Genomic DNA, 20779 nt, shown 5'->3' on the forward strand with positions numbered 1-20779 from the left:
CCACAAGTTTGAGAAACTTTGGGAAAATAGGTACATATGGTTCCATATGGCGCTAGGCTCTCCATATGGAACACACACTAAGAAGAGCAAAGATCGCTGAGGTGGTGTCCGCGGAGATCAAGCGGCAGGGAGTCACGAGGAAGTCACTCGCGAAAGCTACCAGGATCTCCGCGGACGCCCTCCGCCGTCGTCTCAGTGGCGAACGTCCTTTCTACGTGGACGAGCTGCTGGATATCTGCAAGGCATTGGACATCTCTGTCGCCGTCATCTTTGACCGCGCGGGGATCAAGTGACTGCCGCACTGAGAGCCAACCCCCAGCCCCTCGCCTACGCGGTGAAAGATGCTGCTGCTGCTGTTGGCATCTCGCCGGCCAAGCTCGAGGAACTCATTAGACGCGATGACCTGTTCGTGAGATGGGTCGACGGCAAGCGTGTCATCACCGCTACCGAACTCACCGCGTGGCTCGAGTCGCTCCCGCTGGAGCGTGCATCATGAGCGGCCTCGTCGTTCTCCTCGCCCTCCTGGCCACGGTCTTCATCCCCATCATCTTCATCGGCATGCTCATGCTCCCCGGCATCGATGACGCACTGGCCGGCACAACGGTAAATCGTCCCGCTGCCCGGTTCCTCCTGTTCTTCTACCTGCTGGGGTTCCGTGTTGCACCCCTGCTGCGGGTGTTCGCATGAGCGCCCTCGAGGTCTTCACCTCCCGCCTCGATGACCTGCGCGTCGTCACCCTCACCGATGGTGAGGCGTGGAGTGCTCGGGACCTGATGGAGTTTGCCGGTTACGCAGCCTGGCAGGACTTCTCCCGGGCCATCAATCGGGCACTCGAGTCCGTCAACACCTCAGGTCTTGACGCCGCCGACCATTTTAGGGGCGTCCCTAAAATGGTCACCCTTGGCTCTGGCGCACGGCGCCAGGTCGAAGATGTCGAACTCACCCGTTACGGCTGCTACATCCTCTTCCAGAACGCGGATGCGAGAAAGCCTGAGATCGCCGCAGCACAGCAGTACTTCGCCGTGCAGACCCGCCGGCAGGAACTCGCCGAACCTCAGCCCGAACTTCCCACCGACTACCTTTCGGCACTCCGTGCGCTCGTCGCCAAGGAGGAGGCCAATCAGGCTCTCTCCGCGAAGGTCGCAGAGGACGCCCCGAAGGTCGCCTACGTCGAAGAGTTCGTGGATGACGATGACGTGGTGCTGTTCCAGGTCGCCGCATCCGAGCTTGGCATGCCGGTCGGTGAGCTTCGCATCCGCTTGATCGACGCCGGGTGGATCTACAAGACCTGCATCGGTGAGCGCTGGTCCAAGTCTGAGCAGCGGATGAAGAACGAGTACGAGTACCGGGCGGCTTCGGCACACCGGGACAAGTTCCGTTCGATGCCTCAGCACAACGCCCCGCGTCATCACAACGGCCAGGTGCGCACGACTCTCTATGTCCGGTCGGCTTCTTTGCCTGCGATTCAGCGGCGCCTTTCGCGCACGCTCGCGGCTGTCGGCACCTAGCCACACCCCCACATTCTTGCCGTCCTCTCTGGGCGGCATCCGCCGGCGTGCCCGCACGCTCCGAGGATCACCGCTTCACCAATTGCTCAATGTCTGACCCGTCGCGAGACGGAGCCATCGCCGGGAGGCGCGGTGTCGGGATGAGGGCTCTTAGCACCTTGGAAACTCCACACAGGAACAACAGTCCCCAACTTGAGATAGATGGAAAAAGGGACCCCCGCGTAAGTGCTGACCAACCGGTGACGGCGTGTCAGTTCGAGGTGCGGAGACACGGGCGTGAGAGGCCGCCGTGTCAACCCTGCAGATGTTGCAGGGGTTAGTCAGAACGAACCCGCCACAGACGGCGGGGGTGACCCTGCTGAGCCTGGCAGGGGTTAGACGTTTCACTCCTGAGGGAGCGTGTCAGCGGGTAGAAGTCGTGCCCCATCGCTGAAGGGATCTAGTCCGGTCAGCTTCGAGTCCTGGCCGGGCTTTCGGGCGGGTAGCTCAATTGGCAGAGCGGGGGGATGCATCCCCAAAACAAGTACCCAGGTTGCAGGTTCGAGTCCTGTCCCGTCCACCCGTAACACCCCAACAACAGAAGGAGCACGACATGAGCAACACCGCACGCAAGGCACGCAAGCGCGCCGGCATCAAGTTCGAGAAGGCCGCGAAGGTCGGCACGCCGGTGATGGAGCGCGCATGGTTCGCCCTTGCGAACTTCGACGCCAAGACGTTCGAGTTCCGCCCGCGCAGCGCCAAGAAGATCAAGCGCGCACTCGAACACCGCACCGTCTAGCTCCACCCCGGCGCCGAGTCGTTCTCGGGATTGCGGAGGTCCGAATCCTCCCGGCGCCACTCAGGCGGAAGTGGTCCCCATTCGTATCCGTATACGTGGGGCCTGGATACAAGCCACTTCCGCCCAACCCTTACCCACAGAGAGGCACGAAGCATGGTCAACGTGAAGTCCCCGCCGAGGTGGGTGCGCAAACAGTTCCGCAGCATGGATATCCACCCGGACGGGAAGCATCCTCGCGGCGAGTATTTCATGGGCCCGGATCACAAGAGAATCCTGGTTTTGGATGGGATCAACGCGGGCGCAGCAGTGATTCTGGTGTCGCACACTCGCGCCCAGTTGGGTTTGGACCAGAGCATCGAACCCCGCCGTACTGCTACACCGCAGATTGACCGGGCCCGGTTGCGGTTGACCGTGCACGCCCGGGAGCGGTGGACGGAGATGCAATCCCAGGCGGCGATTAGCGCGGTCGAGTTGGAGGCGTGCCTGTTCACTCCCGCCGAGACGTCGTACAGCGTGAAGCACGATTCGTGGATCTTCTCGGTGGGCCGGCTGTGTGCCGCTGTCGTGTTCGATGACGACGGTTTCGCGACGGTCAAAACAATCATGTGGTCCAGACCTGACCTGTTCGAGCAGCACCCCAGACAAGAAACAACGGCCCGCCAGAACTCACTCTGACGGGCCTTACTCATTGCTCCACTGAGAGGAACCGCAATGCCTGAACAGAATAGCAAGCCCACCGAATTCATCGATGTCGTCTTCGATGGCCCGCCCAGCCACGAATCCGGCCGGTTCATCGAGGTCGAGGACCCGAACGGGTGGAGCGTCAACGCCGGCGAATGGATTGACCGCGGCGACGGAACCTGGGCGCTGCGAATCTCGCCCGAGAGCACGGCGCGGGCGCTCTACCCGATGCCCCGCGCGAAGGGCTGGTATCTCGACAAGGACGGCGTGCCCATTCATGTCGACGGCGACCGCTACAACCGTGTCGGCCAGCACGCCAACAACGACTTCCACTACCGGGAGTTCGCACCCTTCACCATGCTGCGCCCAGTACCCCAGTCCGCCGCCGAGGTGCTGGCCGACGTCCGCAACATGATCGGCGGTCCGAACTCCGGTGCCCTGCTCCACGCCGAGGTCGACAAGATCGCCGCCAAGTACGGCGTGACCCAATGACCGGCCGCCACGTCGCGGAGCCGACCGAGGAAACCATGTGGCGCGAACTCGCGTTCAAGCGCGCGCACGACCTGAACCTCCTGGTCGTCAAGCGCAGAGGACGGCACTCCGCATGACCCGCATGGAGACCCGCGGCGAACGCCTCGCCCGCGCCCACACCAGGCACCGGTGGATCGAAGACGATCCGAACCCGCAGTACGGCCGACTCGACATTCTCGACGGCCTCCCCCGAACAGAAGGAACCGAAATGCCCAAGCGTGAAACGTACGTTGAACCGCCTGTTTCTTACGCCCCGTTCTGGCTCGTCGTCATCGTGTGCGGCCTGCTGCTCAGCTCGTGCGCTGTTGCACTCGGTATCCGATGGGTGGTCGGGCTGTGAGAAGCCATGCCGTCCTGTCAGATGACGAGCTCTACCGTTACTCCCTCCTGCGCGTCTGGGACGAAGAGTTGCCCACCCTGGTGTTCGTCATGCTCAATCCGAGCACGGCCGACGCTGAGGTGGACGACCCGACAATCCGACGCTGCATCAGCTTCGCCAAGCGGGAGGGCTGCGGCAAGCTCATCGTGCTCAACCTCTATGCATTCCGAGCCACCAACCCGAAGGCGCTGCTCACTTGTGCCGATCCGGTCGGCGACAGGAACGACTCCTTTCTCCGGGCAAATATCGGCGCTCGCACCGAATTTGGCTTCCCCGTCGTCGCCGCATGGGGTGTCAACGCTGACCCCGCGCGGGTCGCCGAGGTGATTGCCCTGGTGCCGGATGCAAAGTTCGTCAGCCTTGGCGTCACGAAGGCTGGGCACCCTCGCCATCCGCTCTACGTGCTAGGCGACCAGGAACTCACCGAATGGCGGACTGCCTGATGCCCCCCTCCATGAGTCACGTCCTGTTCACAGCGGGCGGCGTATTCCACCTCACCCGCTGTGAGGAGTGCATGTACGGCAACTGCATGCCGAACGGTGAATGGCACACCTGGGCGGGCAACGAGGACCTCGACTACGCGAAAGCGAACGGTCAGGACGTCGACGCCATCCTCAAGCAGCGGTGCGGATGTCAGTGCGAAGACGGCCCTGGTGGACCTGAGGAACCCGACTTCGACGAGGACGACGACACCCTCGACGCCCCGTGCACTGAGTGCGGGGAGACCACGGCGTGCGCGACCGACTACGAAGGAAGACCGCTGTTCCACCGGCAAGCCGAAGAGGACGACGACTGATGGCCACCTCCGGTGAAGCAGTCATGCGCTACACCATCGAAACCGTCTGCCACAGACCCATGCGGCTGTTCGGTTTCGAAGACCTCACCTGCCACTGGGAAGGGTCGGTGGACGTGTACGTGGACGACGACGACTCAGCCGTCTACACCTGCGGCAACGGCCACGAGAACCGCACCACCTGGGGAGAACTCGTCTGATGCGGTTCCTCTGGATCCTCACCCTCTACGGCGCCCTGCTGATCACCGGCTGGGCGTTTCTTGTTCTCCCCGCACCAGTCCTCATCGTCGGTGTCGCCTACATGACCCCGATGACCCTCCTGTTCCTCCGAGAAATCTACGAAAGAAGCATGCAGCCATGACGACAGTTCTTCCGCTCGAAAACTTCACAGGCTGGCTCGCCAATGGCGAACGGGGCGTCTCGTCTGAGGCGATGGTCTCGCACCTCACCGGCGCGAACGTGGGCCGCCGCTACGGCGGAGGCGATCACCCGTACGACCCGTCCGACTTCCGGCGCTGCGAGATGCTGCTGCGCCGCGTTGAGCTTGCACGACTCGTCCTCCCGCAGATGGCAACCCGCTCCCCCGAGTGGGCCGCGCTGGTCGCCCACTGGGAAGAACTGGTCACGCTCGCCGAGTCCGAGGTGCCCGGCATCTTCGACACGGACCGCGCCCGCGGAGCCGCACCCCTCACCTACAAGCGCATGAAAGACCTCTTCGCTGAGGCAACCAAGAAGGAATCGAAATGACCAAGCAGACCATCACCAAGATCACCGTGACCGACTTCATGGGCATCGGCGGCACCATCGAACTCATCCCCGAAGGGTCGCTCGTCCTCATCGCCGGGCCGAACGGATCCGGCAAGTCCAGCCTCATCCACGCCATCGAAGAATGCATCGACCCGAAGGGGACCCGCTTCATCCCGAAGCCGATCCACGAGGGCGCGACCGAAGCCAAGGTCGAGATCGAAACCACGGAGGCGACGATCAAGCGGGTGTGGAAGAAGAACGACGCGGGCACTCTCAGCGCCTACGCCCTCGACGGGGCCAAGTACCCCAGCGGCAAGGAGTTCGTCGCCGAGGTCACCGGCGGCGGCGTGTTCGACCCCGACGACCTCGTGAGACTGCCCGAGAAGGACCAGCGGGAGCACCTGCTCGGACTGGTCGAGTTGCCGTTCGACCTCGCGGAGATCGACGCGAAGCGGAAGGGCTTCTTCGACGCCCGCACCGACGTCACCCGGGACCGCAAGAAGGTAGCCGCGCAACTGGCCGGCGCCGCACCGGCAGACCCGACCGTGCCCACCGCTGAGAAGAGTGCGACCGACCTGGTCAAGGAACTCGACGCCATCCGTGAGCACAACGCAGAGGTCGACCGGAAGGCCGCCCAGTTCGCGGCAGCAACCGACGCTCTCGCCGCGGCCACGCAACGCGGCCAGGATGCGGCTGCCGCACTCGACCAGGCGAAGGCCGACTACCGGGCTGCCGCCGCTGCTGCAGCCGAAGCCAAGGTCGCCGCCGAGACCGCCGAGCCGAAGTCGCCCGACGCGATCACCGCACAGCTGGCCGACGTCGACGCCGTCAACGCCAAGGTGCGCGAGCAGGCCGCCCGCGCCAAGATCGCCGCTGAACTCGACGCCCTCACGGCCAGCGAAACGAACCTCACCGAGCAGCTCGCCGCCATCGACAAGACGAAAGCAGACGGGCTCGCCGCCGCCAAGTTCCCGGCCAACCTCAGCATCGACGACACCGGCATCACCCTGAACGGCATCCCGTTCCGCCAGGTCAACTCGGCCCAGCAGGACATCGCCGCGCTCGACCTGTACACCAACGGCAACCAGGACCTGAAGGTGCTGGTCATGAAGTCGGGCGACCGGCTCGACGACGAACGCCTCGAGGGCTACCGGAAGCTGGCGACCGAGCGCAACTTCATGGTGTTCATGGAGCGCGACCGCGGCAACTCCCGTGAGGTCGGCTTCACCATCGCTGGCGCGTCCGCGTGACCGAGACGCCGACACCCACCCCGACGCAGGCATGCCCGACCGTCGTCCGCGACGCTGACGGCTGCCCCATCGGCATCAACTGGCAACGCGCCATCGAAGAACAGGCGACCAAGGCATGAGCAACATCGACCACAAGGCAGAAGCCGTCAGGGTCCTGGCCGAGGACGACGCATGGAAGCTCGGCTGGGAAACCGCCGACGCCCAGCACCTATCGAACAGCGCCAAGGCGCAGGTGCACGCCACGTTGTACGCCGCCGAGCAGCAGCGGATCGCGAATCTGATCGCGTATCACGCGGGGCTCACGGCGTTCCACGGTGAGAGCACACGGCTCTCACCCGCCGGGCGGGCGATCAGTGACGCGCTCGAATCCCAGATCGAGAAGGAGTTGGACCTGTGAGCACCAAACCGAAGCCCGGCCCGGTCGTCATCGACTGGAAACGCTACATCGAAGAGAAATTGGTGCGGAGCATATGAGCATCCCCGCAACCGCGCAGTGTGAAGCCTCGCATCCAGCGATCGACGGCGGCGCGCAGTGCCGCTACCTCGAAGGCCATGAAGAGGCGAACCTGCCGCACACAACCCCGAACGGAATCTGGTGGAAAGACGCACCAGCATCTGACCTGGGGGAAATCGCATGACCGACTACAGAACGCTCCCCGCCCGGGTGATCGAGACTCCACCAGCACTTCCGCTGGTGGAGTTCTTCATTCCCGGGGTTCCAGTGCAGCAGGGCAGCAAGTCCGGGTTCTCGCCGAAGGGATCGAACCGGGTGCAGATGACGGACCAGAACAAGGTGAAGCTCAAGCCGTGGCGGGCGACCGTCACCACGCACACGCCGGTGCCGGTCGTCTTCGACTGCCCGGTGTACGTCGAGCTGACGTTCGTCATGCCGCGGCCCAAGAAGCCCCGGTTCAAGACGCCGGCAGTCATGCCCGACATCGACAAGCTCACCCGGGCTGTGTTCGACGGGATCACCGACGCGGGCCTCTGGAAAGACGATGCTCGCGTGGTGCGGATGCTCGTCGCCGAAGAGTACGCCGGCGAGGGCAACCCCGTCGGCGTGCACGTGGCGGTGAGTGAAGCGTGAGCGGCTACGCCAGAGCGAACCCGGACCAACCCGAGTACCCCGTGGAGGATCTGCTCGAGCGAGTCGAGGCGGCGCAGCATGAGGCCGCGGGGATGCGACGATGACCGCCACCCTCGACCTCGCCCCGTGGACTGACAGGATCCTCGACGACGGCACCGACCGGGAACGCTGGCTTGCGGCTCGCGCGGATTGCGTGATCGGCGCCAGCGACGCGGCCGGATACGTCAAGCCCGAATCGGAGGACAAGTACGTCGCCGCGAAGCTCAAGCCGTCGAGCTTCCACGGCAACTCCTACACGGAGGCCGGTCACGAATGGGAGCCCCGGCTCCTCGCTGCGGTCGGCATCCCGCAGAGTTCGGCACTGATTCACTCCCCCACTGAGCGCGGCTTCGCGGCCACACCGGACGGGATCGTGAGCACACCCGAGGGCATCATCCTCGGCGAAGCGAAGATCAAACACAACAAGATCGTGCGCGGCCCGACCCCCCGAGAGTTCCGGCAGGTCGCCTGGCAGATCTACTGCGTCGGCTGGGAGCAAGTCCTCTACAGCGAGTTCGTCTGGGGGGAACTCGTCAACGGCGAACTCAGGAACAACGCGCTGGAACCCAAGCACCTGCGCATCTACCCGCGGGACGTCGAGCACCTCATCGAGCCAATGCTCGCCATCGCAACACCCGTACTCGCCCGGCTTCGCGCCGCGCGACAATTCGCAAAGGAAATCGAACTATGAGCACAGCACTAGACCTGCTCCCCGAAACTGGGGACATCACCCAGTGGACACCGCAACAGGCCGCACTCCTCGAAGGCCTCGGCCTGAAGGGGTTCAAGAACAAGAACATCAACGGCAACTGGGTCAAGGAGGCGTTCGAAGCGCCGAGACCCGTCGTCGAGATGTTCCTCGCCGAGTGCCGCCGGTCGGGCCTGGACCCGATCGCGAAGGAGATCTACTGCATCGAGCGCGGTGGCAAGTGGTCGATCGAGGTGGGCATCAACGGTGTCCGCGGCAAGGCTGAGGAGACCGGCAAGTACGGCGGGCAGACGGATCCGCAGTGGACCGGCGACGGCGAGACGTGGGTGGACGTGTGGGTGAAGGACACCCCACCCCTGGCCGCACGCGTCGGCATCATCCGCACCGACTGGGCGGCGCCGGCGTTCGGCATCGTCACCTACGCCGGGTACGTTCCGCGTGACCGGAAGGGCGGCATCACCCCGACCGGGCAGTGGCAGTTCAACTCCCCCAATCAGCTGCTCAAGTGCGCTGAGATGCAGGGGTTCCGTAAGGCGTTCCCGCGCCGCTTCACCGGCCTCTATATTGCGGAGGAGATGGAGAGCACGGCCGCCGTGCAGGTGGAAGCGCCCGCCTTGTCGGCCGACTGGGTGGAACTCGTCCGCGCCACTGACGACAAGGCCGACCTGGCCGAGCTCGTGTTGCGCATCCGTGGCATCGAGGATGGCGAGCAGGTGCGCGAGTCCGAGATGACCGGGGACCTGCGCACCGTGGTGATGACGCACGCCTCAACCCTCACGAAGGACTCGCGGGAGCCGCAGCAGCCCGCTGAGCAGCCGGAGCCCACCCCGGAGGTAGTAGTTGTTGCGGAGGTCGTCACCGAGACCGCAGCGCCCGCCACCGAGGAGACGCCGGGGGAACGCTTCGAGCGCGAGTCCGCCGCCGAGTACGCCGAGCAGGTGAAGGCGAATGGTTAGGTTCGAGAACCACGACACCGGCGAAGTGACCGACGAACCCGAGCCGAACACGGTCGAGGTCGTCAAGGCCGAGTTCGCGGGCAAGGCCGACCAGTTGCGCAACTTCGCCCCGACCAACCCGGTCGAGATGGAGTTCTTCATCCGTGAAGCGAACGCCCTGCTCGAGCAGATGCCCGACGTGCTGCTCGACATCAACACCAGGCGGTACAACGCCGAGCGTGCCCACGGCCTGCGAAAGAACACGCAGATGGCGTTCTACGGCAGGCAGGGAAACAACGTGTCGTTCGCCCGGGCGCTGGCTGAGGTTGACGCCCAGCCCGAACTCGAGGTGTGGCACAACGCGAAGGCGGAATACCACTACGCCGAGGACACCGAGAAGGCGCTGCGCACGAAGATCTTTTCAATGCTCAATATCAATCGCAGCATCGCCGCCGCCTATAACACTCAAACCGGGATCGGTCGGTGACGGACGAGCCGAAGGCGTGCGCAGGCCCCGAGTGCGAGTTGCCAGTCACGAGCACTCACTGGCGGGCCAAGTACTGCTCGCAGCGCTGCGCTCGGCGCGCGCAGGTGGCCCGGAATCCGGCCTACTACGAAGCTCACCGGGCAGAGCGAGTCGCGTACCTCAAGGTCTACTACCAAGAGAACCGCCCGCGCCTGACCGCCGCAAACAAGGCCTACGTACAAACTCACAAGGCCAAGACTGACCAGTACCAGGCCGCGTGGCGCGACGCAAACAGGGCGCGCATTGCCGACAACAACACGCAGTGGAGGGCTAACAACCGCGAGCGAGTTCGCGTGAAAGCAAGGGCATGGGCCAAGAGAAACCCGGAAATCGTCACGTTGCGGAGTCGCGTACGACGGCACCTCAAATACGCGACACCGATTAGCCGCGACGCGCTGGCCGCCCGGCACGCGTACCTCGGTGACGTCTGCTGGATATGCCGAGATCATCCAACACGCCTCACGTGGGATCACGTGAAGCCACTATCGAAAGGAGGACCACACATGCTCGCCAACCTTCGCCTTGCATGCCAGTCCTGCAACAGCAGAAAGAGCGCCAAGTGGTACGGGATTGCGGGTCTGGATCGACTCGTCGCAGAGATCGCGGCGGCCACTCGGCAGGCTCGCACATGATTGCCGAGTGCGGCACCCCTCAGGGCTACAACGAGGGGTGCCGGGGTGCGAACTGCACCAACCACAAGACGGACCTAATGACGTGCACAGAAGCGTCGATCCGGTACGCCGGCGACTACGCCTACCGCAAGCAGGTCGACGCCGGCACCGCGACTGCGGAGAAGGAAGTCTTCGCCAAGCCGGTGAAGGTCAAGCCGGTGAAGGTGGTCAAGCCCCCAGTGGTGAAGCCGCCGAAACCGGTGAGGGAGCCCAAGCCGAAACCGGTCAAGGCGCCGCGACCACCGAAACCGCCCAAGCCGGTGAAGGTGAGCCGCACGTACAAGACCAACCGTGTGCCCCGCGTGCTGGCCGACAAGCCGCACGGCACCACTCAGGCGCAACGGCGGGCATGTGAAGGCGACTGCCCCAACGAAGAATCGTGCGCGGACAAGCTCAGCCGGATGCGGGCCGAGCAGAAAGCCGCACGGGCAAACACCGAGTTCCCCGAGGGCAAGCACGGCACCCTCGCCGGGTACTCGGACGGCTGCCACAAGCACTCCCCCTGCCCAGGCAATGCGGAGGGCAAGACGTGTTCGCAAGTCTCAGCGAAGTACCAACTCTCAGTCGCACATAGGCGGCGCGACAACAAGGCGGCATCAGCTTCGGCTGGTGCCGTTTCTGTTTCCACGGAAGGAGAAGCATGACCGCCCGCGATGACGTTAACGCCCGCAAGGTCGAACGCCTCACCGCCCAACTCGCGAAGGAGCGCGGCCACCTCGCCCTGATGACGAAGGCGAACGACACGATCAACGCCCACAAGGCGACGGAGAACACGGACCCCGCACAGGGTTCAGGCATCCGCCGCAAGCCGAACGCGAAGGCTGACACCCGCCGGTTCAACGCGTACGACCGTGAGGCCACGATCAGCATCGCCCAGGCAGATGCCGAGAAGGAAGTCGCCCGGTTGGAGTCGGCCATTGCGGCTGCCACCACCGAGCGCTTCAGGGTGCTGCTCACCCGGTATGACCTGGCCGGCGCCAAGTTCATCCGGGACGAGTTCGGGTGGCACGAGGTGGTCAGGGTCAACGCTGTGACCGTGAGCGTGAAGACGCCCTACTCGTGGACGGACAAGATCCCGTTCGACCGCGTGCTCGAAGCGCGCAAGTGACCATCCACCACCCCGCAAGACACAAGGGCCCCTACCGCGACGGTGGGGGCCTTCGACATGAACAGGAAGGAAGCGCATGGACCACAACATTTTGAAGCCAGCACGGCTCCGCATCGGCTCACTGTGCAGCGGCTACGGCGGACTGGACCGGGCGGTCGAGAACTTCTACGACGCCGAGACTGCTTGGTTCTCTGAGTTCGACGCCGCACCATCCAAGATCCTCGCCTACCGGTGGCCCGGCGTTCCCAACCTGGGCGACATGACGAAGATCGACTGGGCATCAACCCCGGACGTGGACATCATCTGCGGCGGGACACCCTGCCAGGACCTCTCCGGGGCCGGTAAGCGTGCTGGCATGACGGACGGCACCCGCTCGAACCTGTGGGTGCAAATGCGTGAAGCAATCGCAATCAAAAGACCCGCACTAGTCGTGTGGGAGAACGTGAGAGGTGCATACAGTGCAAACGCCAGTTGCGGTTTGGAATCCTGCGAGGGATGTGTGGGAGATCCCGGAGTCGGAGGGCCTTTTCTGCGAGCACTTGGACGTGTTCTTGGGGACCTTTCCGAGCTCGGGTATGACACGGAATGGGTTGGCCTTCGAGCGTCCGACGCTGGTGCCCCCCATGCCCGGTTCAGGGTCTTCGTTGTTGCCTACGACCCGAAGCAGCGACTCGAACGGTTCGGGAGTGCACGGAACTGGAGGCCTCGATCTGAGCCCTCAGATCGAGGCCCTGCCGACGCTGTAGCGATATTCCCCACCTCCGGAGTTGCCGACGCGACGGGTGGGCACGCATCACGCAGCGGCACCCGGTCCGACGAGCCGTTGCTACCGGGGCTGGCTCGGCTCTTTCCAACTCCGCGCGCAAGCGACGGGGACAAGGGCGGGCCGAACCAGCGAGGGTCGAAAGGTGACCTGACGATGGCCTCTGCGGTGCAGCTTTTCCCAACCCCCGATGCATCCGTAGCAAACGACGGCGAGGGGCTGGCGACGTGGCTCGAGCGGCGCGAGCGGGTGAAGCTGACCGCGCAGAATGGCAATGGCATGGGGATGCCAATCGCGATAGCGGCGCTGCAGTTCTGTCCCGTAGCGGATCTCATGCCAACCCCAACCGTGCAGGATGCGAGCAACAACGGCGGGCCTTCGCAGTTCGAGCGGAACACGTTGCCGCTCAACACTGAGGTGTCACTGCTGCCAACGCCTCGCTCATCCCGTGGCGCGTCGAACACAGAAACGCTGTACGCGCTCGGTGGGGTTCGGGACGATGAAGGCGACCTGCAAGGGAACGTCATCCTCGAGCCCGCGTTCAGCACGTCGAGCACATCCGACTACGAAGCCCTCTGGGATTCGCTCGAGGATCAGTCGCCGTTCTGGGTGACCGACAGGAGCGTGGACTACTGGCCTGCAATCAGCCGGTGGGCCGAGGTCATGGGCCGCAAGTCGCCGTCACCGACGCTCCCTGATGGCAAGGGGGGCAAGCACCGGCTCAACGCGAAGTTCACCGAATGGCTCATGGGTCAGCCGGCCGGCTGGATCACGTCTCCGGAGATCGGCCTGACGCGCAACGAGCAGTTGAAGGCTGGCGGTAACGGCGTGGTCACGCAGCAATGCGAGCTCGCGTTGGCTATCGCATGGCCGCGTGTGCTTGAGCAGTTGGCGCGTGCAGCGTGACCCCGCCACCTCCGAAGGTGCGCAAGTCCACCTACGTCAGGGACTCGTACATGTGCGCCGACTGTGGCACGACGACGAACCTCTCCTGGCAGCACCGGGAGTCATCCGGTCACGGCGGCCGGGGCAAGAAGGCCCCGCCGCTGACGCCTGCTGACGGCCTCACGCTCTGCCTTCCGCACAACGTGGCATGCGAGGCGGAAGGCCAGGACGTCGCGCTGGCGATGGGCTGGAAGCTCCGACGCAACCGGCAGATGCCAGCCTCGGCAATCCCCTTCTATGTCGCTTGGGCGAAGGAGTGGTGGCTGGCCGACGAGGACGGCGGCAAGACGATCTGCAACCCGAACCTCGCGCAAGAGCTACTCGCGGCAGCCGGAAACATCTCGCCCGAAGGCGTCATCTGGTGATCAACAAGGCAGCGCTTCTCGCTCACATCAAGGCGAAAGCCGAACACCCCAAGCCGATCGTTTACGCCGTCCTCACCGGGCTGGCCATGGCGATCGAGCGCGGCGATTTTGACGAACCCGGGCCAGGCACAACGCCTGACCTGCCCAACGAATAGGACACACCGAACATGACCACTGACACACCCAAGAACCGGGACTTCGACGACTTCGAATCGTTGGATGACCTCCGCGACGACGAGCACTGGGCCGACCTGGATAGGCAGGGCCTCGCAGTGTTCCAGCTCGAGGAGGCGCGCAAGCAGGCGCAGACGACACTCACCCTGCTGGGCAGCAAAGCCGATGAGGTGAAGCTGCTGCTGCAGGTGGGTGATCGCACGATGGAGGCGGCCGCCCGCGAAACGATCGAGCTGGGCCGCAAGAAGCGCAACACTGTGGTGTTTCTGCAGCTGGTGAGCAGACAGCAGACGCTCCTCAAGGTGAAGAAGAACGCCGACCTGACCAGGGCGATCATTCACCACCGGGAGCAGGTCCGGGCGAACGACTACGAGCCGACCCAGTTCGACACGGAGCTGTGGAGCCGCATCCCTGAGGCCGACTAATGGCCGGGAACACGAACCACCCGCCCGTCGTCTACTACCTCATGTCGCAGTTCGGCGGGGTGGTGAAGATCGGGACGACAGTCAACCTCGCGGGTCGCATGCGCCGTATGGAGCGAGCGCAACCCGCGATGAAGGCGAACGTCATCGTGACCGAGCCGGGCGCCGAACTCATGGAGGCCTATCGCCACCGTGAGTTCCGCAACTTTCGGCAGGTCGGTGACTGGTTCTGGCTGACACCCGAGCTCATCGCGCACATTCGGCAGCTCGGAGGTGAGCTGTAATGGCGATCAAGAGAACCGAACTCCCGTTCGAAGGTCACTTCGTACAACTGCCGAATGCGTGGATGCGGGACAAGCGCCTGAGTCGCCGCGCACGGGGCCTCCTGGCCGAGCTGATGACGCACAAGGTCGGCTGGAACATCAACCAATCCTCGTTGCAGGAGGCGGGCCCCGAGGGGCGAGAAGCGCTGAGTTCCGCGGTCAAGGAGCTGCGTGAGTGCGGCTACCTGACGATCCAGCAGGCGCGCTCGGATGCCACGCAGAAGTTCGGCGAGGTCGAGTATCACATCACTGATCCGCACCTCGAGCCGGTACACGGGTTTCCCGTAGAGCGGCAAAACCGTACGACGGCTAAGCCGCACGACGGCAAACCCGCACCTAAGAACACCATCTCTAAAGAACACCATCCATCAGAAGACGTAGAAGCGCCCAAGGTCAGGAGCCGGAAGGCATTTACTACCGCTCTCGCTGCTACGTGGACGCCGAGTCACGCGAACATCACCTTCGCCACCGCGAACTCGCTGAACCTTCAGCACGAGCTCGGTCAGTTCCGTGCGCACGCGGAGGCGAACGACCGGCGCCAGACGAACTGGGATGCCGCATTCCGCCTGTGGTTGGGCAACGTCGTCAAGTGGCGGAAGCCTGAGCAGAAGGGCGGTGGATCCGATTGGGCGCTCCGGATGTGAACTCTGAGCACGCCCTTCTCGGGTCGGTGCTGGGCGACAACAACATGTTCTGGGCGGCGTCGAAGATCGTTCAGGGCCGCGACTTCTCAGATCCTCGTCTCGGCGCGGCATGGGAGGGCATCGGCACGTTCCTGGCTCAGAGCAAGATGGTCGCGGTCACGACTGCCGCCGACTACTTCTCGGAGTGGGGCGTGCTGGGGCTCACCGCTGCAGCGCCGTGGGAATGGTCGGATGCGGCCCAAGGCGTTTATATCTACGCCGTGGACTACGCCCGATCGGTTGCGCGGGCGTCGTCGGCCAGGTTCGCCCACGAGGTGCTGAGTCAAGGTGTGGACGCACTGAGCGATCCGGGGAACGATCCTGAGGCCGTCATCGGCGATGTTGTCACCCGCGTGCAACAGCGCGGTGCGGCGTCGAACGAGATGGAGTCGGTGAACCTTGCCGAAATCCTGGCGGCCGAGGAGACCTTCGACTGGGTGATCCCAAACCTGATGGAGCGCAAGGATCGTCTGATCCTCACCGGCCATGAGGGGCTGGGCAAGTCCACGATGGCCCGCCAGCTGCTGCTTCTGCCGGCGGCCGGGTTGCACCCGTTCACGTTCGAGAAGATCGAGCCTGTCCGCAGTCTTGTGATCGACGCGGAGAACACGAAGCAGCAGTGGAAGCGCAACGCAGCGGGAATTGTCTACCAGGCCAGATTGCAGGGCGCTTGTGACCCGGTGCCGAACGTGAACATGGCGATCAGCGGACGGGTCAACATTCTGGATCCGCGCACGCTGGGCCAGATCCACCGGCTCATCGACAAGCACAAACCCGATGTGGTGTTCATCGGCCCGCTGTACCGCATCGCGGTGAAGCTCAACTCGGACGAGGACGTGGCGCCGGTCATCGCGGCACTCGACAGTATCCGTGACCGCGGGGTGGCGCTCATCATCGAGGCTCACGCCGGGCACGCCAGTGATTCGTCAGGGTCGCGGTCGGTGCGCCCTCGCGGTTCGTCGTCGCTGATGGGCTGGCCCGAGTTCGGGTTCGGCATTCGAGCTTCGGAGGAAGAGGGCAAGTACGACTTTGTGCCGTGGCGCGGTCAGCGTGAGCAGCGGGACTGGCCGGAACAGATGAGGCGGGGTGATCCGAAGATGGCCGAGTTCCCATGGGTGCCGATGGGCTGGGGTTACTGATGCCCCGCACGACTGAACGAAACCTGCCGCTCGTCCGAGCGCAGGGCAAGACCAACGCGGCACACGCCGCAGAAACGAGCATTTGACCATGGCCGGAGAAACCGTAATCACCATCGTCGGAAACCTGACGAGCGACCCGGAGCTGCGCTACACGCAGAACGGGTTGGCAGTTGCCAACTTCACCATCGCATCCACCCCGCGCAACTTCGACCGGGCAACGAGCGAGTTCAAGGATGGCGACCCGCTGTTCCTCCGCGCGTCGGTCTGGCGTGAGTTCGCTGAGCACGTGGCCGGCAGCCTCACGAAGGGCTCGCGGGTCATCGCGTCGGGCCGCCTCAAGCAGCGCTCGTACGAGACGAAGGAGGGCGAGAAGCGGACCAGCATGGAGCTGGAGATTGACGAGATCGGCCCGTCGCTGAGATACGCGACCGCATCGCTCACCAGAGCACAGTCGGGCGGGGGCAGTGACCGCGGGGCACCTGCTGCGCAGCAGGGAAACGACGAGCCCTGGGCGCCGACCGCACCGGCCAACACTGGCGGCGGCGACGTCTGGAACACCCCGGGCAACTTCTCCGACGAGACTCCATTCTAACCGCACCGCGGGGGCGGCACGGGTCGCTCTTAGTACCCGGGGTGGCGTCGCGGCGTGGGAGAGATGATCTCGAAGAACGGCTCTTCGGTCTTGTCGAATTCGCGGAAGTCGACCACGAGCTTGCGGACGGCGTTGGATGCCCGGCTGTCATCGAGGTCGATGGTCGCTTTCTCCAGCCTGGTGATGAGGTCGGTGAGTGTCTGAGCCATGTCGCCCTGCTTTCTTCTGAGGTCAGCCCGCGCAGTTCGCGGGCCGTGGATCAAGTCTACCATGCCTCACAGGTAACTCTCAGGGAAGTGTGTTCAGGCATATCGACTGCACGCGGGAGCCCCCGATGACCGCCCTCACATGGCCGCGGATCACCGCGGCTGCAGCATCCGTTCGAACGGTCGGCGGCGTATATCGCTACGTCGCCGACGCGCTCGAGCATGACCACCAACTTTTACGAGAGGAAAGCACGATGAGCAAGGAAGACGAGGCGCTCGCTGAGCGCAAGCCGAACCGGAATCCGAACAGCGGGAATTTGGACACGGAGTTTCGCCTGGGATTCCGGGCCGCCACCAAGCCGCGCATGGTCGAGTGGGGTGTGGAGTACGTCACCGCCGGGGAGATCCCGCGCACCGGCTACAACCAGTTCCCGGACCGGGCATCATGCGAGCGCTTCATCGAGAACCCGCCCCTGTGGTTCGACCGTGCGTGGATGACGAACGTGGGAATCGTCAGCAGGGAAGCCGCAACCGAGTGGGCGCCGTTCACCCCCGAGGCTACCCAGTGACCGCCCTGAGATCGACCTTCCTCACCGGCTACAACCGGGACTCGAAGGCGGAGCACATCGACCGGCATGAGGCCGGGTTGCAGGCTGTGGCGGATGCGGCGAAGGGCGACGAGCACCACACGATGGACGAGCTGTACGAGTACCGGATGCTCTACAACGCTCATGCCGCACATGGCTGGGACGCGGCAGGCATCCCGGTCGTGAAGTCCTGGCATCACAGCGACGGCGAGAAGTGCTTCGGTGGCGGATGGTTCATCGTGACCGCCACCCTGCCGACCGGGCAGGTGTCGAACCACTACGCCGCCGAGCACTGGGATCTGTTCAACGTGCACGCCGTCGACCTGCCGCCCGAGTACGACGGCCACACGCCGGCACAGGCCGCCGACCGGCTCCGCGCCTACCTGACCGAAGGGAGCAGCTGATGGGCATGAATGATGCGGCCGAAATGTTGGAGGTCGCCAAGGCAGAGTGCGAACGGCTCGAACGCTACAACGCCGAGCTACAGGAGTCGCTGCAGGAGGCGCACACCAAGTACGTCAACGACACCGACATCCTGTTCCTGGCTCGTAAGGCTTCCGAGAGGGAACGCGACGCCGCTTGCGCGGTGATCGCCGAGGTGCTCTACGAGGTCAACGGGATGCTCGACAGCATGGACGAGTTGATCACCAAGGAGGACATCTACCGAGTCCTGCGCGACAACGTGCTGCGCAAGGTACTTCCCTCAGGGAGCGAGACGTGAGCGCGGCAACGAAGGCCCTCGAGGACCAACTAGAGCGAGTCCGAGAGGGGGTGGCGAAAGAGGACGCGCTTTGGGACCGAGCCAAAGAGGCGACGGGCGACGCGAGGACCAACGAGCGCAACGCGCAGCGGCGGTGGCATCGGGCGAACGATGAGCGCCTGCGGTTATTGGCGGCGTTGCAGGTGCTCAGTGGCGAGGTGAGCCACCACGAGGTGAGGGGCACGGTCGCCTACACGGGGCCATACTTGCCCACCGCGCACCCGCCCACCCTCCGCTCAGCACCGCGGGAGCGGAATCTGACACAGCTACACCCCCAGAGCGCGAGAGCGCCGCACAGAGGCAAGGAGAGGCCAATGGCTAAGCCGATCACGGCAGCCGAGTTCACCAGCTCGGTCGAGCGAATGATGGAAGACCCCGCGCTCACCCGCGAGACCCGCGCTTTCGCCATCGCCCTCATTCACGAGATGCGAATGCAGGGCCTCGGTGGGAGGTCGCGGCGGAAGTCGGAGAACGTGTTCGCCACTCCGAACATCTGGCGGGATGCGGCATGGCTGCTGCAACCCGGCGCAACCGAATCTGAGGTGTGGCGTCGGCTGAAGTGGATCATCGCCGAGGACGCGCCTCGGTACGACATCGAGCGAAAGTCGTTCGATGCCCGACTCTGTGTTGGGACGATGCTGCGGCCGCTCGGTGCGCCCTGTAAGAAACGCGTCACCGTCTCCGGTTCCATCCGCAACCCGTTCAACGGGGAGATGACCATGGCGGGAGCGTGCTCGAATCCGGCGCACCGCGCCGCGTACGAAGCGCAGCACAAGGCGAGCTGGGCAGCTTGGCGCACCAACGGTGAGCCACAGCCGAAGAACAACACCGGCGGCCACCTGATGCGCCACTTCACCTACCCCGACTGGGACGCGCTCTACGGGTGGGCGTCCTACCGGTTTGCGCCGGGGGCGACACCAGAACCCGAACCGCCGCGTGCGCGCCTTGCGCTCGTGACGTCCATTCATGGAACCACCCCAGCGCGTCCTGAGGGCGCAGAGAGCGAGCAGATCCGATGAAGATCCGAGCCCGCCTGTACGCCGACCGCAGCATCGAGTCGTCACGTTGGTTCACGGTCGAGTCGTTCGGTGTCAGCACCCGCTGGTACCGGTACGCCTGGTTCGGCCGGTTCTGCATCTACGTGAGGACGGCAAGGCCATGACCCGCATGATGCCGAGCGACAGCACCGAGAGCTTCCGGGTGATCCTGCACCGGAAGACCGGGACGCGGGAGTTGGAACCGCTCGTCTACGGGGCGTTCCCAACCCTCGCCGGGGCCAAGTCGGTCCGAACCCGGGAGATCCGCGGATGGTCACGCGTGGACTACTACGACATGCCAGACCGAACGGCCACCGGGCGCATTCAGCGCACCGCGACGGCATGGCAGGACGTGGAGGAAGCCAATGGATGAGCGAGTAAGCCTGACGCGCAAGCTCAACGGGGCGTCGGAGATCCGCATCAGCGAATCCGACCTCGCCGACCTGGGCAGGGCCGGGCTTGCCCGTGAGCTCACCGCCCGCGGGTTCGACCCCGACCACCTGGGCGAACCAAAGTACGACCGGTACCGGATGCGCTGGACCATCCCCGTGCGGACACCCGATGAGTGACCGCACCCGAAACACCGAACCTCCCCACCCGGGAGGTTTTTTCATGCCCACACACGACGGAACGAGGAACACATGAGCGACACGACCATCACTGAGTACGGCATTCAGGATAGGCACGGGGACGTTGCCTGGCCCAACGACGAGGGTGTGCTGCACATCCCGAACGCCACCGGAAACCACGCCATCGAAGCTGACGACCTCGAAGCCCTCCGCGAGGCACTGGCCAACCCGAGGCCCGGCGTCATCAGCCGCCAGGCGCTCGTGCAGCGCACCGTTACCTACGGTTCCTGCACCCCCGTCCCTGACCCGCTGCCGACCACGCCCGGGTCAGTCATTCAGGCCGACAGCCTCCTCATGCTGACGAGGTTCGGGAACTGGGTTTCTGACGGAGTGTTCACCGTCACCGCGGAGGAACTGGCCGGAGAGGCATTCACCATCCTGTTCGACGCCGCAACCGTGAAGGGAGATTGAC

General features: G+C 64.5%; 40 protein-coding genes and 1 tRNA gene. 40 read left to right on the forward strand and 1 reads right to left on the reverse strand.

All coding sequences use genetic code 11. The annotated features are described in order from the left end of the window. Positions 1–65: 65 nt before the first annotated feature. From E3T22_RS16565 to E3T22_RS16705, 32 genes are all read left to right on the forward strand, one after another. Entirely contained in the window at positions 66–293 is a 228-nt protein-coding gene (locus E3T22_RS16565; protein WP_134481198.1) for a helix-turn-helix transcriptional regulator, read from the forward strand. Next, positions 290–496, forward strand: a complete 207-nt coding sequence (locus E3T22_RS16570) for a helix-turn-helix domain-containing protein (RefSeq protein WP_134481197.1) — start codon at positions 290–292, stop codon at positions 494–496. Before E3T22_RS16565 ends, E3T22_RS16570 begins: the two co-directional genes overlap by 4 nt. Next, positions 493–687 carry a hypothetical protein gene (locus E3T22_RS16575; RefSeq protein ID WP_134481196.1) on the forward strand — a complete coding sequence of 65 codons (195 nt, stop codon included), beginning with the start codon at positions 493–495 and terminating at the stop codon, positions 685–687. Before E3T22_RS16570 ends, E3T22_RS16575 begins: the two co-directional genes overlap by 4 nt. Beyond that, positions 684–1508: a phage antirepressor KilAC domain-containing protein gene (locus E3T22_RS16580; protein ID WP_134481195.1), complete on the forward strand. Its 825-nt coding sequence runs from the start codon at positions 684–686 to the stop codon at positions 1506–1508. The genes E3T22_RS16575 and E3T22_RS16580 overlap by 4 nt, the downstream gene beginning before the upstream one ends. Positions 1509–1983: 475 nt before the next feature. Continuing rightward, positions 1984–2067 (forward strand) — tRNA-OTHER (locus tag E3T22_RS16585). A 33-nt stretch (positions 2068–2100) separates the two neighbouring features. After that, positions 2101–2286, forward strand: coding sequence for a hypothetical protein (locus tag E3T22_RS16590; RefSeq protein ID WP_134481194.1), 186 nt, complete (start codon positions 2101–2103; stop codon positions 2284–2286). 153 nt (positions 2287–2439) lie between these two features. Further along, positions 2440–2961, forward strand: a complete 522-nt coding sequence (locus E3T22_RS16595) for a hypothetical protein (RefSeq protein WP_134481193.1) — start codon at positions 2440–2442, stop codon at positions 2959–2961. Between the two features lie 36 nt (positions 2962–2997). Next, positions 2998–3459 (forward strand): hypothetical protein, encoded by a 462-nt coding sequence (locus E3T22_RS16600; RefSeq protein WP_134481192.1) that lies wholly within the window; start codon positions 2998–3000, stop codon positions 3457–3459. A gap of 112 nt (positions 3460–3571) precedes the next feature. Beyond that, positions 3572–3838, forward strand: a complete 267-nt coding sequence (locus E3T22_RS16605) for a hypothetical protein (RefSeq protein ID WP_134481191.1) — start codon at positions 3572–3574, stop codon at positions 3836–3838. Continuing rightward, positions 3835–4320 carry a DUF1643 domain-containing protein gene (locus E3T22_RS16610; protein WP_198414927.1) on the forward strand — a complete coding sequence of 162 codons (486 nt, stop codon included), beginning with the start codon at positions 3835–3837 and terminating at the stop codon, positions 4318–4320. Before E3T22_RS16605 ends, E3T22_RS16610 begins: the two co-directional genes overlap by 4 nt. An 86-nt stretch (positions 4321–4406) precedes the next feature. After that, on the forward strand, positions 4407–4673 hold the full coding sequence (locus E3T22_RS16615; protein ID WP_134481189.1) for a hypothetical protein: 267 nt from the start codon (positions 4407–4409) through the stop codon (positions 4671–4673). After that, positions 4673–4870 carry a hypothetical protein gene (locus E3T22_RS16620; RefSeq protein WP_134481188.1) on the forward strand — a complete coding sequence of 66 codons (198 nt, stop codon included), beginning with the start codon at positions 4673–4675 and terminating at the stop codon, positions 4868–4870. The genes E3T22_RS16615 and E3T22_RS16620 overlap by 1 nt, the downstream gene beginning before the upstream one ends. After that, on the forward strand, positions 4870–5031 hold the full coding sequence (locus E3T22_RS19115) for a hypothetical protein (protein ID WP_166789312.1): 162 nt from the start codon (positions 4870–4872) through the stop codon (positions 5029–5031). Before E3T22_RS16620 ends, E3T22_RS19115 begins: the two co-directional genes overlap by 1 nt. Continuing rightward, positions 5028–5417: a hypothetical protein gene (locus E3T22_RS16625; RefSeq protein ID WP_134481187.1), complete on the forward strand. Its 390-nt coding sequence runs from the start codon at positions 5028–5030 to the stop codon at positions 5415–5417. The genes E3T22_RS19115 and E3T22_RS16625 overlap by 4 nt, the downstream gene beginning before the upstream one ends. Then, entirely contained in the window at positions 5414–6667 is a 1254-nt protein-coding gene (locus tag E3T22_RS16630; protein ID WP_134481186.1) for an AAA family ATPase, read from the forward strand. Before E3T22_RS16625 ends, E3T22_RS16630 begins: the two co-directional genes overlap by 4 nt. Positions 6668–6782: 115 nt before the next feature. Next, on the forward strand, positions 6783–7064 hold the full coding sequence (locus E3T22_RS16635; RefSeq protein WP_134481185.1) for a hypothetical protein: 282 nt from the start codon (positions 6783–6785) through the stop codon (positions 7062–7064). A 73-nt stretch (positions 7065–7137) separates the two neighbouring features. Then, the gene (locus tag E3T22_RS19120) at positions 7138–7305 is read left to right on the forward strand and encodes a hypothetical protein (RefSeq protein ID WP_166789313.1); all 168 of its coding nucleotides are present in this window, start codon (positions 7138–7140) and stop codon (positions 7303–7305) included. After that, positions 7302–7754: a RusA family crossover junction endodeoxyribonuclease gene (locus tag E3T22_RS16640; RefSeq protein WP_134481184.1), complete on the forward strand. Its 453-nt coding sequence runs from the start codon at positions 7302–7304 to the stop codon at positions 7752–7754. The genes E3T22_RS19120 and E3T22_RS16640 overlap by 4 nt, the downstream gene beginning before the upstream one ends. A 100-nt stretch (positions 7755–7854) precedes the next feature. Then, the gene (locus E3T22_RS16645) at positions 7855–8484 is read left to right on the forward strand and encodes a hypothetical protein (protein ID WP_134481183.1); all 630 of its coding nucleotides are present in this window, start codon (positions 7855–7857) and stop codon (positions 8482–8484) included. Next, positions 8481–9458: a recombinase RecT gene (locus tag E3T22_RS16650; RefSeq protein ID WP_134481182.1), complete on the forward strand. Its 978-nt coding sequence runs from the start codon at positions 8481–8483 to the stop codon at positions 9456–9458. Before E3T22_RS16645 ends, E3T22_RS16650 begins: the two co-directional genes overlap by 4 nt. Further along, entirely contained in the window at positions 9451–9924 is a 474-nt protein-coding gene (locus E3T22_RS16655) for a hypothetical protein (RefSeq protein WP_134481181.1), read from the forward strand. Before E3T22_RS16650 ends, E3T22_RS16655 begins: the two co-directional genes overlap by 8 nt. Before the next feature lie 332 nt (positions 9925–10256). Continuing rightward, the gene (locus E3T22_RS19695; protein ID WP_370297517.1) at positions 10257–10595 is read left to right on the forward strand and encodes an HNH endonuclease; all 339 of its coding nucleotides are present in this window, start codon (positions 10257–10259) and stop codon (positions 10593–10595) included. Positions 10596–10672: 77 nt separating this feature from the next. After that, positions 10673–11278, forward strand: a complete 606-nt coding sequence (locus E3T22_RS16665; protein WP_134481180.1) for a hypothetical protein — start codon at positions 10673–10675, stop codon at positions 11276–11278. Then, on the forward strand, positions 11275–11742 hold the full coding sequence (locus tag E3T22_RS16670) for a hypothetical protein (protein WP_134481179.1): 468 nt from the start codon (positions 11275–11277) through the stop codon (positions 11740–11742). Before E3T22_RS16665 ends, E3T22_RS16670 begins: the two co-directional genes overlap by 4 nt. A 76-nt stretch (positions 11743–11818) precedes the next feature. Continuing rightward, positions 11819–13411, forward strand: a complete 1593-nt coding sequence (locus tag E3T22_RS16675) for a DNA cytosine methyltransferase (RefSeq protein WP_134481178.1) — start codon at positions 11819–11821, stop codon at positions 13409–13411. After that, positions 13408–13815 carry a hypothetical protein gene (locus E3T22_RS16680; RefSeq protein ID WP_134481177.1) on the forward strand — a complete coding sequence of 136 codons (408 nt, stop codon included), beginning with the start codon at positions 13408–13410 and terminating at the stop codon, positions 13813–13815. Before E3T22_RS16675 ends, E3T22_RS16680 begins: the two co-directional genes overlap by 4 nt. Next, positions 13812–13970, forward strand: a complete 159-nt coding sequence (locus tag E3T22_RS19125; RefSeq protein WP_166789314.1) for a hypothetical protein — start codon at positions 13812–13814, stop codon at positions 13968–13970. The genes E3T22_RS16680 and E3T22_RS19125 overlap by 4 nt, the downstream gene beginning before the upstream one ends. 12 nt (positions 13971–13982) lie before the next feature. Further along, positions 13983–14414: a hypothetical protein gene (locus E3T22_RS16685; RefSeq protein WP_134481176.1), complete on the forward strand. Its 432-nt coding sequence runs from the start codon at positions 13983–13985 to the stop codon at positions 14412–14414. Continuing rightward, positions 14414–14695, forward strand: coding sequence for a GIY-YIG nuclease family protein (locus E3T22_RS16690; protein ID WP_134481175.1), 282 nt, complete (start codon positions 14414–14416; stop codon positions 14693–14695). The genes E3T22_RS16685 and E3T22_RS16690 overlap by 1 nt, the downstream gene beginning before the upstream one ends. Further along, entirely contained in the window at positions 14695–15378 is a 684-nt protein-coding gene (locus E3T22_RS16695; RefSeq protein WP_134481174.1) for a helix-turn-helix domain-containing protein, read from the forward strand. Before E3T22_RS16690 ends, E3T22_RS16695 begins: the two co-directional genes overlap by 1 nt. Beyond that, a complete protein-coding gene (locus E3T22_RS16700; RefSeq protein ID WP_134481173.1) occupies positions 15375–16556 on the forward strand; it encodes an AAA family ATPase in 1182 nt (393 codons plus the stop codon). Before E3T22_RS16695 ends, E3T22_RS16700 begins: the two co-directional genes overlap by 4 nt. A gap of 88 nt (positions 16557–16644) precedes the next feature. Continuing rightward, positions 16645–17148 carry a single-stranded DNA-binding protein gene (locus tag E3T22_RS16705; RefSeq protein WP_134481172.1) on the forward strand — a complete coding sequence of 168 codons (504 nt, stop codon included), beginning with the start codon at positions 16645–16647 and terminating at the stop codon, positions 17146–17148. A 29-nt stretch (positions 17149–17177) separates the two neighbouring features. Here the strand turns inward: E3T22_RS16705 and E3T22_RS16710 are convergent, their stop codons facing one another. Further along, entirely contained in the window at positions 17178–17357 is a 180-nt protein-coding gene (locus tag E3T22_RS16710; protein ID WP_134481171.1) for a hypothetical protein, read from the reverse strand. Positions 17358–17482: 125 nt separating this feature from the next. Here E3T22_RS16710 and E3T22_RS16715 point away from each other — a divergent pair, with 125 nt between their 5' ends. The 8 genes from E3T22_RS16715 (at position 17483) to E3T22_RS16745 (ending at position 20778) form a co-directional block, all read left to right on the forward strand. Next, entirely contained in the window at positions 17483–17923 is a 441-nt protein-coding gene (locus E3T22_RS16715) for a hypothetical protein (RefSeq protein ID WP_134481170.1), read from the forward strand. Then, on the forward strand, positions 17920–18345 hold the full coding sequence (locus E3T22_RS16720; protein ID WP_134481169.1) for a hypothetical protein: 426 nt from the start codon (positions 17920–17922) through the stop codon (positions 18343–18345). Before E3T22_RS16715 ends, E3T22_RS16720 begins: the two co-directional genes overlap by 4 nt. Next, positions 18345–18662: a hypothetical protein gene (locus E3T22_RS16725; protein ID WP_134481168.1), complete on the forward strand. Its 318-nt coding sequence runs from the start codon at positions 18345–18347 to the stop codon at positions 18660–18662. Before E3T22_RS16720 ends, E3T22_RS16725 begins: the two co-directional genes overlap by 1 nt. A gap of 353 nt (positions 18663–19015) precedes the next feature. After that, positions 19016–19720 (forward strand): hypothetical protein, encoded by a 705-nt coding sequence (locus E3T22_RS16730; protein ID WP_134485904.1) that lies wholly within the window; start codon positions 19016–19018, stop codon positions 19718–19720. Further along, complete coding sequence (locus E3T22_RS19130; RefSeq protein WP_166789315.1) at positions 19717–19863, forward strand: hypothetical protein; 147 nt, start codon at positions 19717–19719, stop codon at positions 19861–19863. Before E3T22_RS16730 ends, E3T22_RS19130 begins: the two co-directional genes overlap by 4 nt. Then, positions 19860–20111 carry a hypothetical protein gene (locus E3T22_RS16735; protein WP_134481166.1) on the forward strand — a complete coding sequence of 84 codons (252 nt, stop codon included), beginning with the start codon at positions 19860–19862 and terminating at the stop codon, positions 20109–20111. Before E3T22_RS19130 ends, E3T22_RS16735 begins: the two co-directional genes overlap by 4 nt. After that, positions 20104–20307: a hypothetical protein gene (locus E3T22_RS16740; RefSeq protein WP_134481165.1), complete on the forward strand. Its 204-nt coding sequence runs from the start codon at positions 20104–20106 to the stop codon at positions 20305–20307. The genes E3T22_RS16735 and E3T22_RS16740 overlap by 8 nt, the downstream gene beginning before the upstream one ends. 72 nt (positions 20308–20379) lie before the next feature. Further along, positions 20380–20778, forward strand: a complete 399-nt coding sequence (locus tag E3T22_RS16745) for a hypothetical protein (RefSeq protein ID WP_134481164.1) — start codon at positions 20380–20382, stop codon at positions 20776–20778. Position 20779 lies beyond the last annotated feature (1 nt).

This window comes from Cryobacterium sp. TMB3-10 (genome assembly GCF_004402305.1).
Taxonomy (GTDB): domain Bacteria; phylum Actinomycetota; class Actinomycetes; order Actinomycetales; family Microbacteriaceae; genus Cryobacterium; species Cryobacterium zongtaii.

Excerpts from the sequence above, each read along its gene's own strand:
- E3T22_RS16565 (WP_134481198.1), top strand. The coding sequence starts at position 66 with ATGGAACACACACTAAGAAGAGCAAAGATCGCTGAGGTGGTGTCCGCG.
- E3T22_RS16575 (WP_134481196.1), top strand. The coding sequence starts at position 493 with ATGAGCGGCCTCGTCGTTCTCCTCGCCCTCCTGGCCACGGTCTTCATC.
- E3T22_RS16580 (WP_134481195.1), top strand. The coding sequence starts at position 684 with ATGAGCGCCCTCGAGGTCTTCACCTCCCGCCTCGATGACCTGCGCGTC.
- E3T22_RS16590 (WP_134481194.1), top strand. The coding sequence starts at position 2,101 with ATGAGCAACACCGCACGCAAGGCACGCAAGCGCGCCGGCATCAAGTTC.
- E3T22_RS16595 (WP_134481193.1), top strand. The coding sequence starts at position 2,440 with ATGGTCAACGTGAAGTCCCCGCCGAGGTGGGTGCGCAAACAGTTCCGC.
- E3T22_RS16600 (WP_134481192.1), top strand. The coding sequence starts at position 2,998 with ATGCCTGAACAGAATAGCAAGCCCACCGAATTCATCGATGTCGTCTTC.
- E3T22_RS16605 (WP_134481191.1), top strand. The coding sequence starts at position 3,572 with ATGACCCGCATGGAGACCCGCGGCGAACGCCTCGCCCGCGCCCACACC.
- E3T22_RS16615 (WP_134481189.1), top strand. The coding sequence starts at position 4,407 with ATGCCGAACGGTGAATGGCACACCTGGGCGGGCAACGAGGACCTCGAC.
- E3T22_RS16620 (WP_134481188.1), top strand. The coding sequence starts at position 4,673 with ATGGCCACCTCCGGTGAAGCAGTCATGCGCTACACCATCGAAACCGTC.
- E3T22_RS19115 (WP_166789312.1), top strand. The coding sequence starts at position 4,870 with ATGCGGTTCCTCTGGATCCTCACCCTCTACGGCGCCCTGCTGATCACC.
- E3T22_RS16625 (WP_134481187.1), top strand. The coding sequence starts at position 5,028 with ATGACGACAGTTCTTCCGCTCGAAAACTTCACAGGCTGGCTCGCCAAT.
- E3T22_RS16630 (WP_134481186.1), top strand. The coding sequence starts at position 5,414 with ATGACCAAGCAGACCATCACCAAGATCACCGTGACCGACTTCATGGGC.
- E3T22_RS16635 (WP_134481185.1), top strand. The coding sequence starts at position 6,783 with ATGAGCAACATCGACCACAAGGCAGAAGCCGTCAGGGTCCTGGCCGAG.
- E3T22_RS19120 (WP_166789313.1), top strand. The coding sequence starts at position 7,138 with ATGAGCATCCCCGCAACCGCGCAGTGTGAAGCCTCGCATCCAGCGATC.
- E3T22_RS16640 (WP_134481184.1), top strand. The coding sequence starts at position 7,302 with ATGACCGACTACAGAACGCTCCCCGCCCGGGTGATCGAGACTCCACCA.
- E3T22_RS16645 (WP_134481183.1), top strand. The coding sequence starts at position 7,855 with ATGACCGCCACCCTCGACCTCGCCCCGTGGACTGACAGGATCCTCGAC.
- E3T22_RS16650 (WP_134481182.1), top strand. The coding sequence starts at position 8,481 with ATGAGCACAGCACTAGACCTGCTCCCCGAAACTGGGGACATCACCCAG.
- E3T22_RS16655 (WP_134481181.1), top strand. The coding sequence starts at position 9,451 with ATGGTTAGGTTCGAGAACCACGACACCGGCGAAGTGACCGACGAACCC.
- E3T22_RS16665 (WP_134481180.1), top strand. The coding sequence starts at position 10,673 with ATGACGTGCACAGAAGCGTCGATCCGGTACGCCGGCGACTACGCCTAC.
- E3T22_RS16670 (WP_134481179.1), top strand. The coding sequence starts at position 11,275 with ATGACCGCCCGCGATGACGTTAACGCCCGCAAGGTCGAACGCCTCACC.
- E3T22_RS16675 (WP_134481178.1), top strand. The coding sequence starts at position 11,819 with ATGGACCACAACATTTTGAAGCCAGCACGGCTCCGCATCGGCTCACTG.
- E3T22_RS16685 (WP_134481176.1), top strand. The coding sequence starts at position 13,983 with ATGACCACTGACACACCCAAGAACCGGGACTTCGACGACTTCGAATCG.
- E3T22_RS16690 (WP_134481175.1), top strand. The coding sequence starts at position 14,414 with ATGGCCGGGAACACGAACCACCCGCCCGTCGTCTACTACCTCATGTCG.
- E3T22_RS16695 (WP_134481174.1), top strand. The coding sequence starts at position 14,695 with ATGGCGATCAAGAGAACCGAACTCCCGTTCGAAGGTCACTTCGTACAA.
- E3T22_RS16705 (WP_134481172.1), top strand. The coding sequence starts at position 16,645 with ATGGCCGGAGAAACCGTAATCACCATCGTCGGAAACCTGACGAGCGAC.
- E3T22_RS16710 (WP_134481171.1), bottom strand. The coding sequence starts at position 17,357 with ATGGCTCAGACACTCACCGACCTCATCACCAGGCTGGAGAAAGCGACC.
- E3T22_RS16715 (WP_134481170.1), top strand. The coding sequence starts at position 17,483 with ATGACCGCCCTCACATGGCCGCGGATCACCGCGGCTGCAGCATCCGTT.
- E3T22_RS16725 (WP_134481168.1), top strand. The coding sequence starts at position 18,345 with ATGGGCATGAATGATGCGGCCGAAATGTTGGAGGTCGCCAAGGCAGAG.
- E3T22_RS16730 (WP_134485904.1), top strand. The coding sequence starts at position 19,016 with ATGGCTAAGCCGATCACGGCAGCCGAGTTCACCAGCTCGGTCGAGCGA.
- E3T22_RS19130 (WP_166789315.1), top strand. The coding sequence starts at position 19,717 with ATGAAGATCCGAGCCCGCCTGTACGCCGACCGCAGCATCGAGTCGTCA.
- E3T22_RS16735 (WP_134481166.1), top strand. The coding sequence starts at position 19,860 with ATGACCCGCATGATGCCGAGCGACAGCACCGAGAGCTTCCGGGTGATC.
- E3T22_RS16740 (WP_134481165.1), top strand. The coding sequence starts at position 20,104 with ATGGATGAGCGAGTAAGCCTGACGCGCAAGCTCAACGGGGCGTCGGAG.
- E3T22_RS16745 (WP_134481164.1), top strand. The coding sequence starts at position 20,380 with ATGAGCGACACGACCATCACTGAGTACGGCATTCAGGATAGGCACGGG.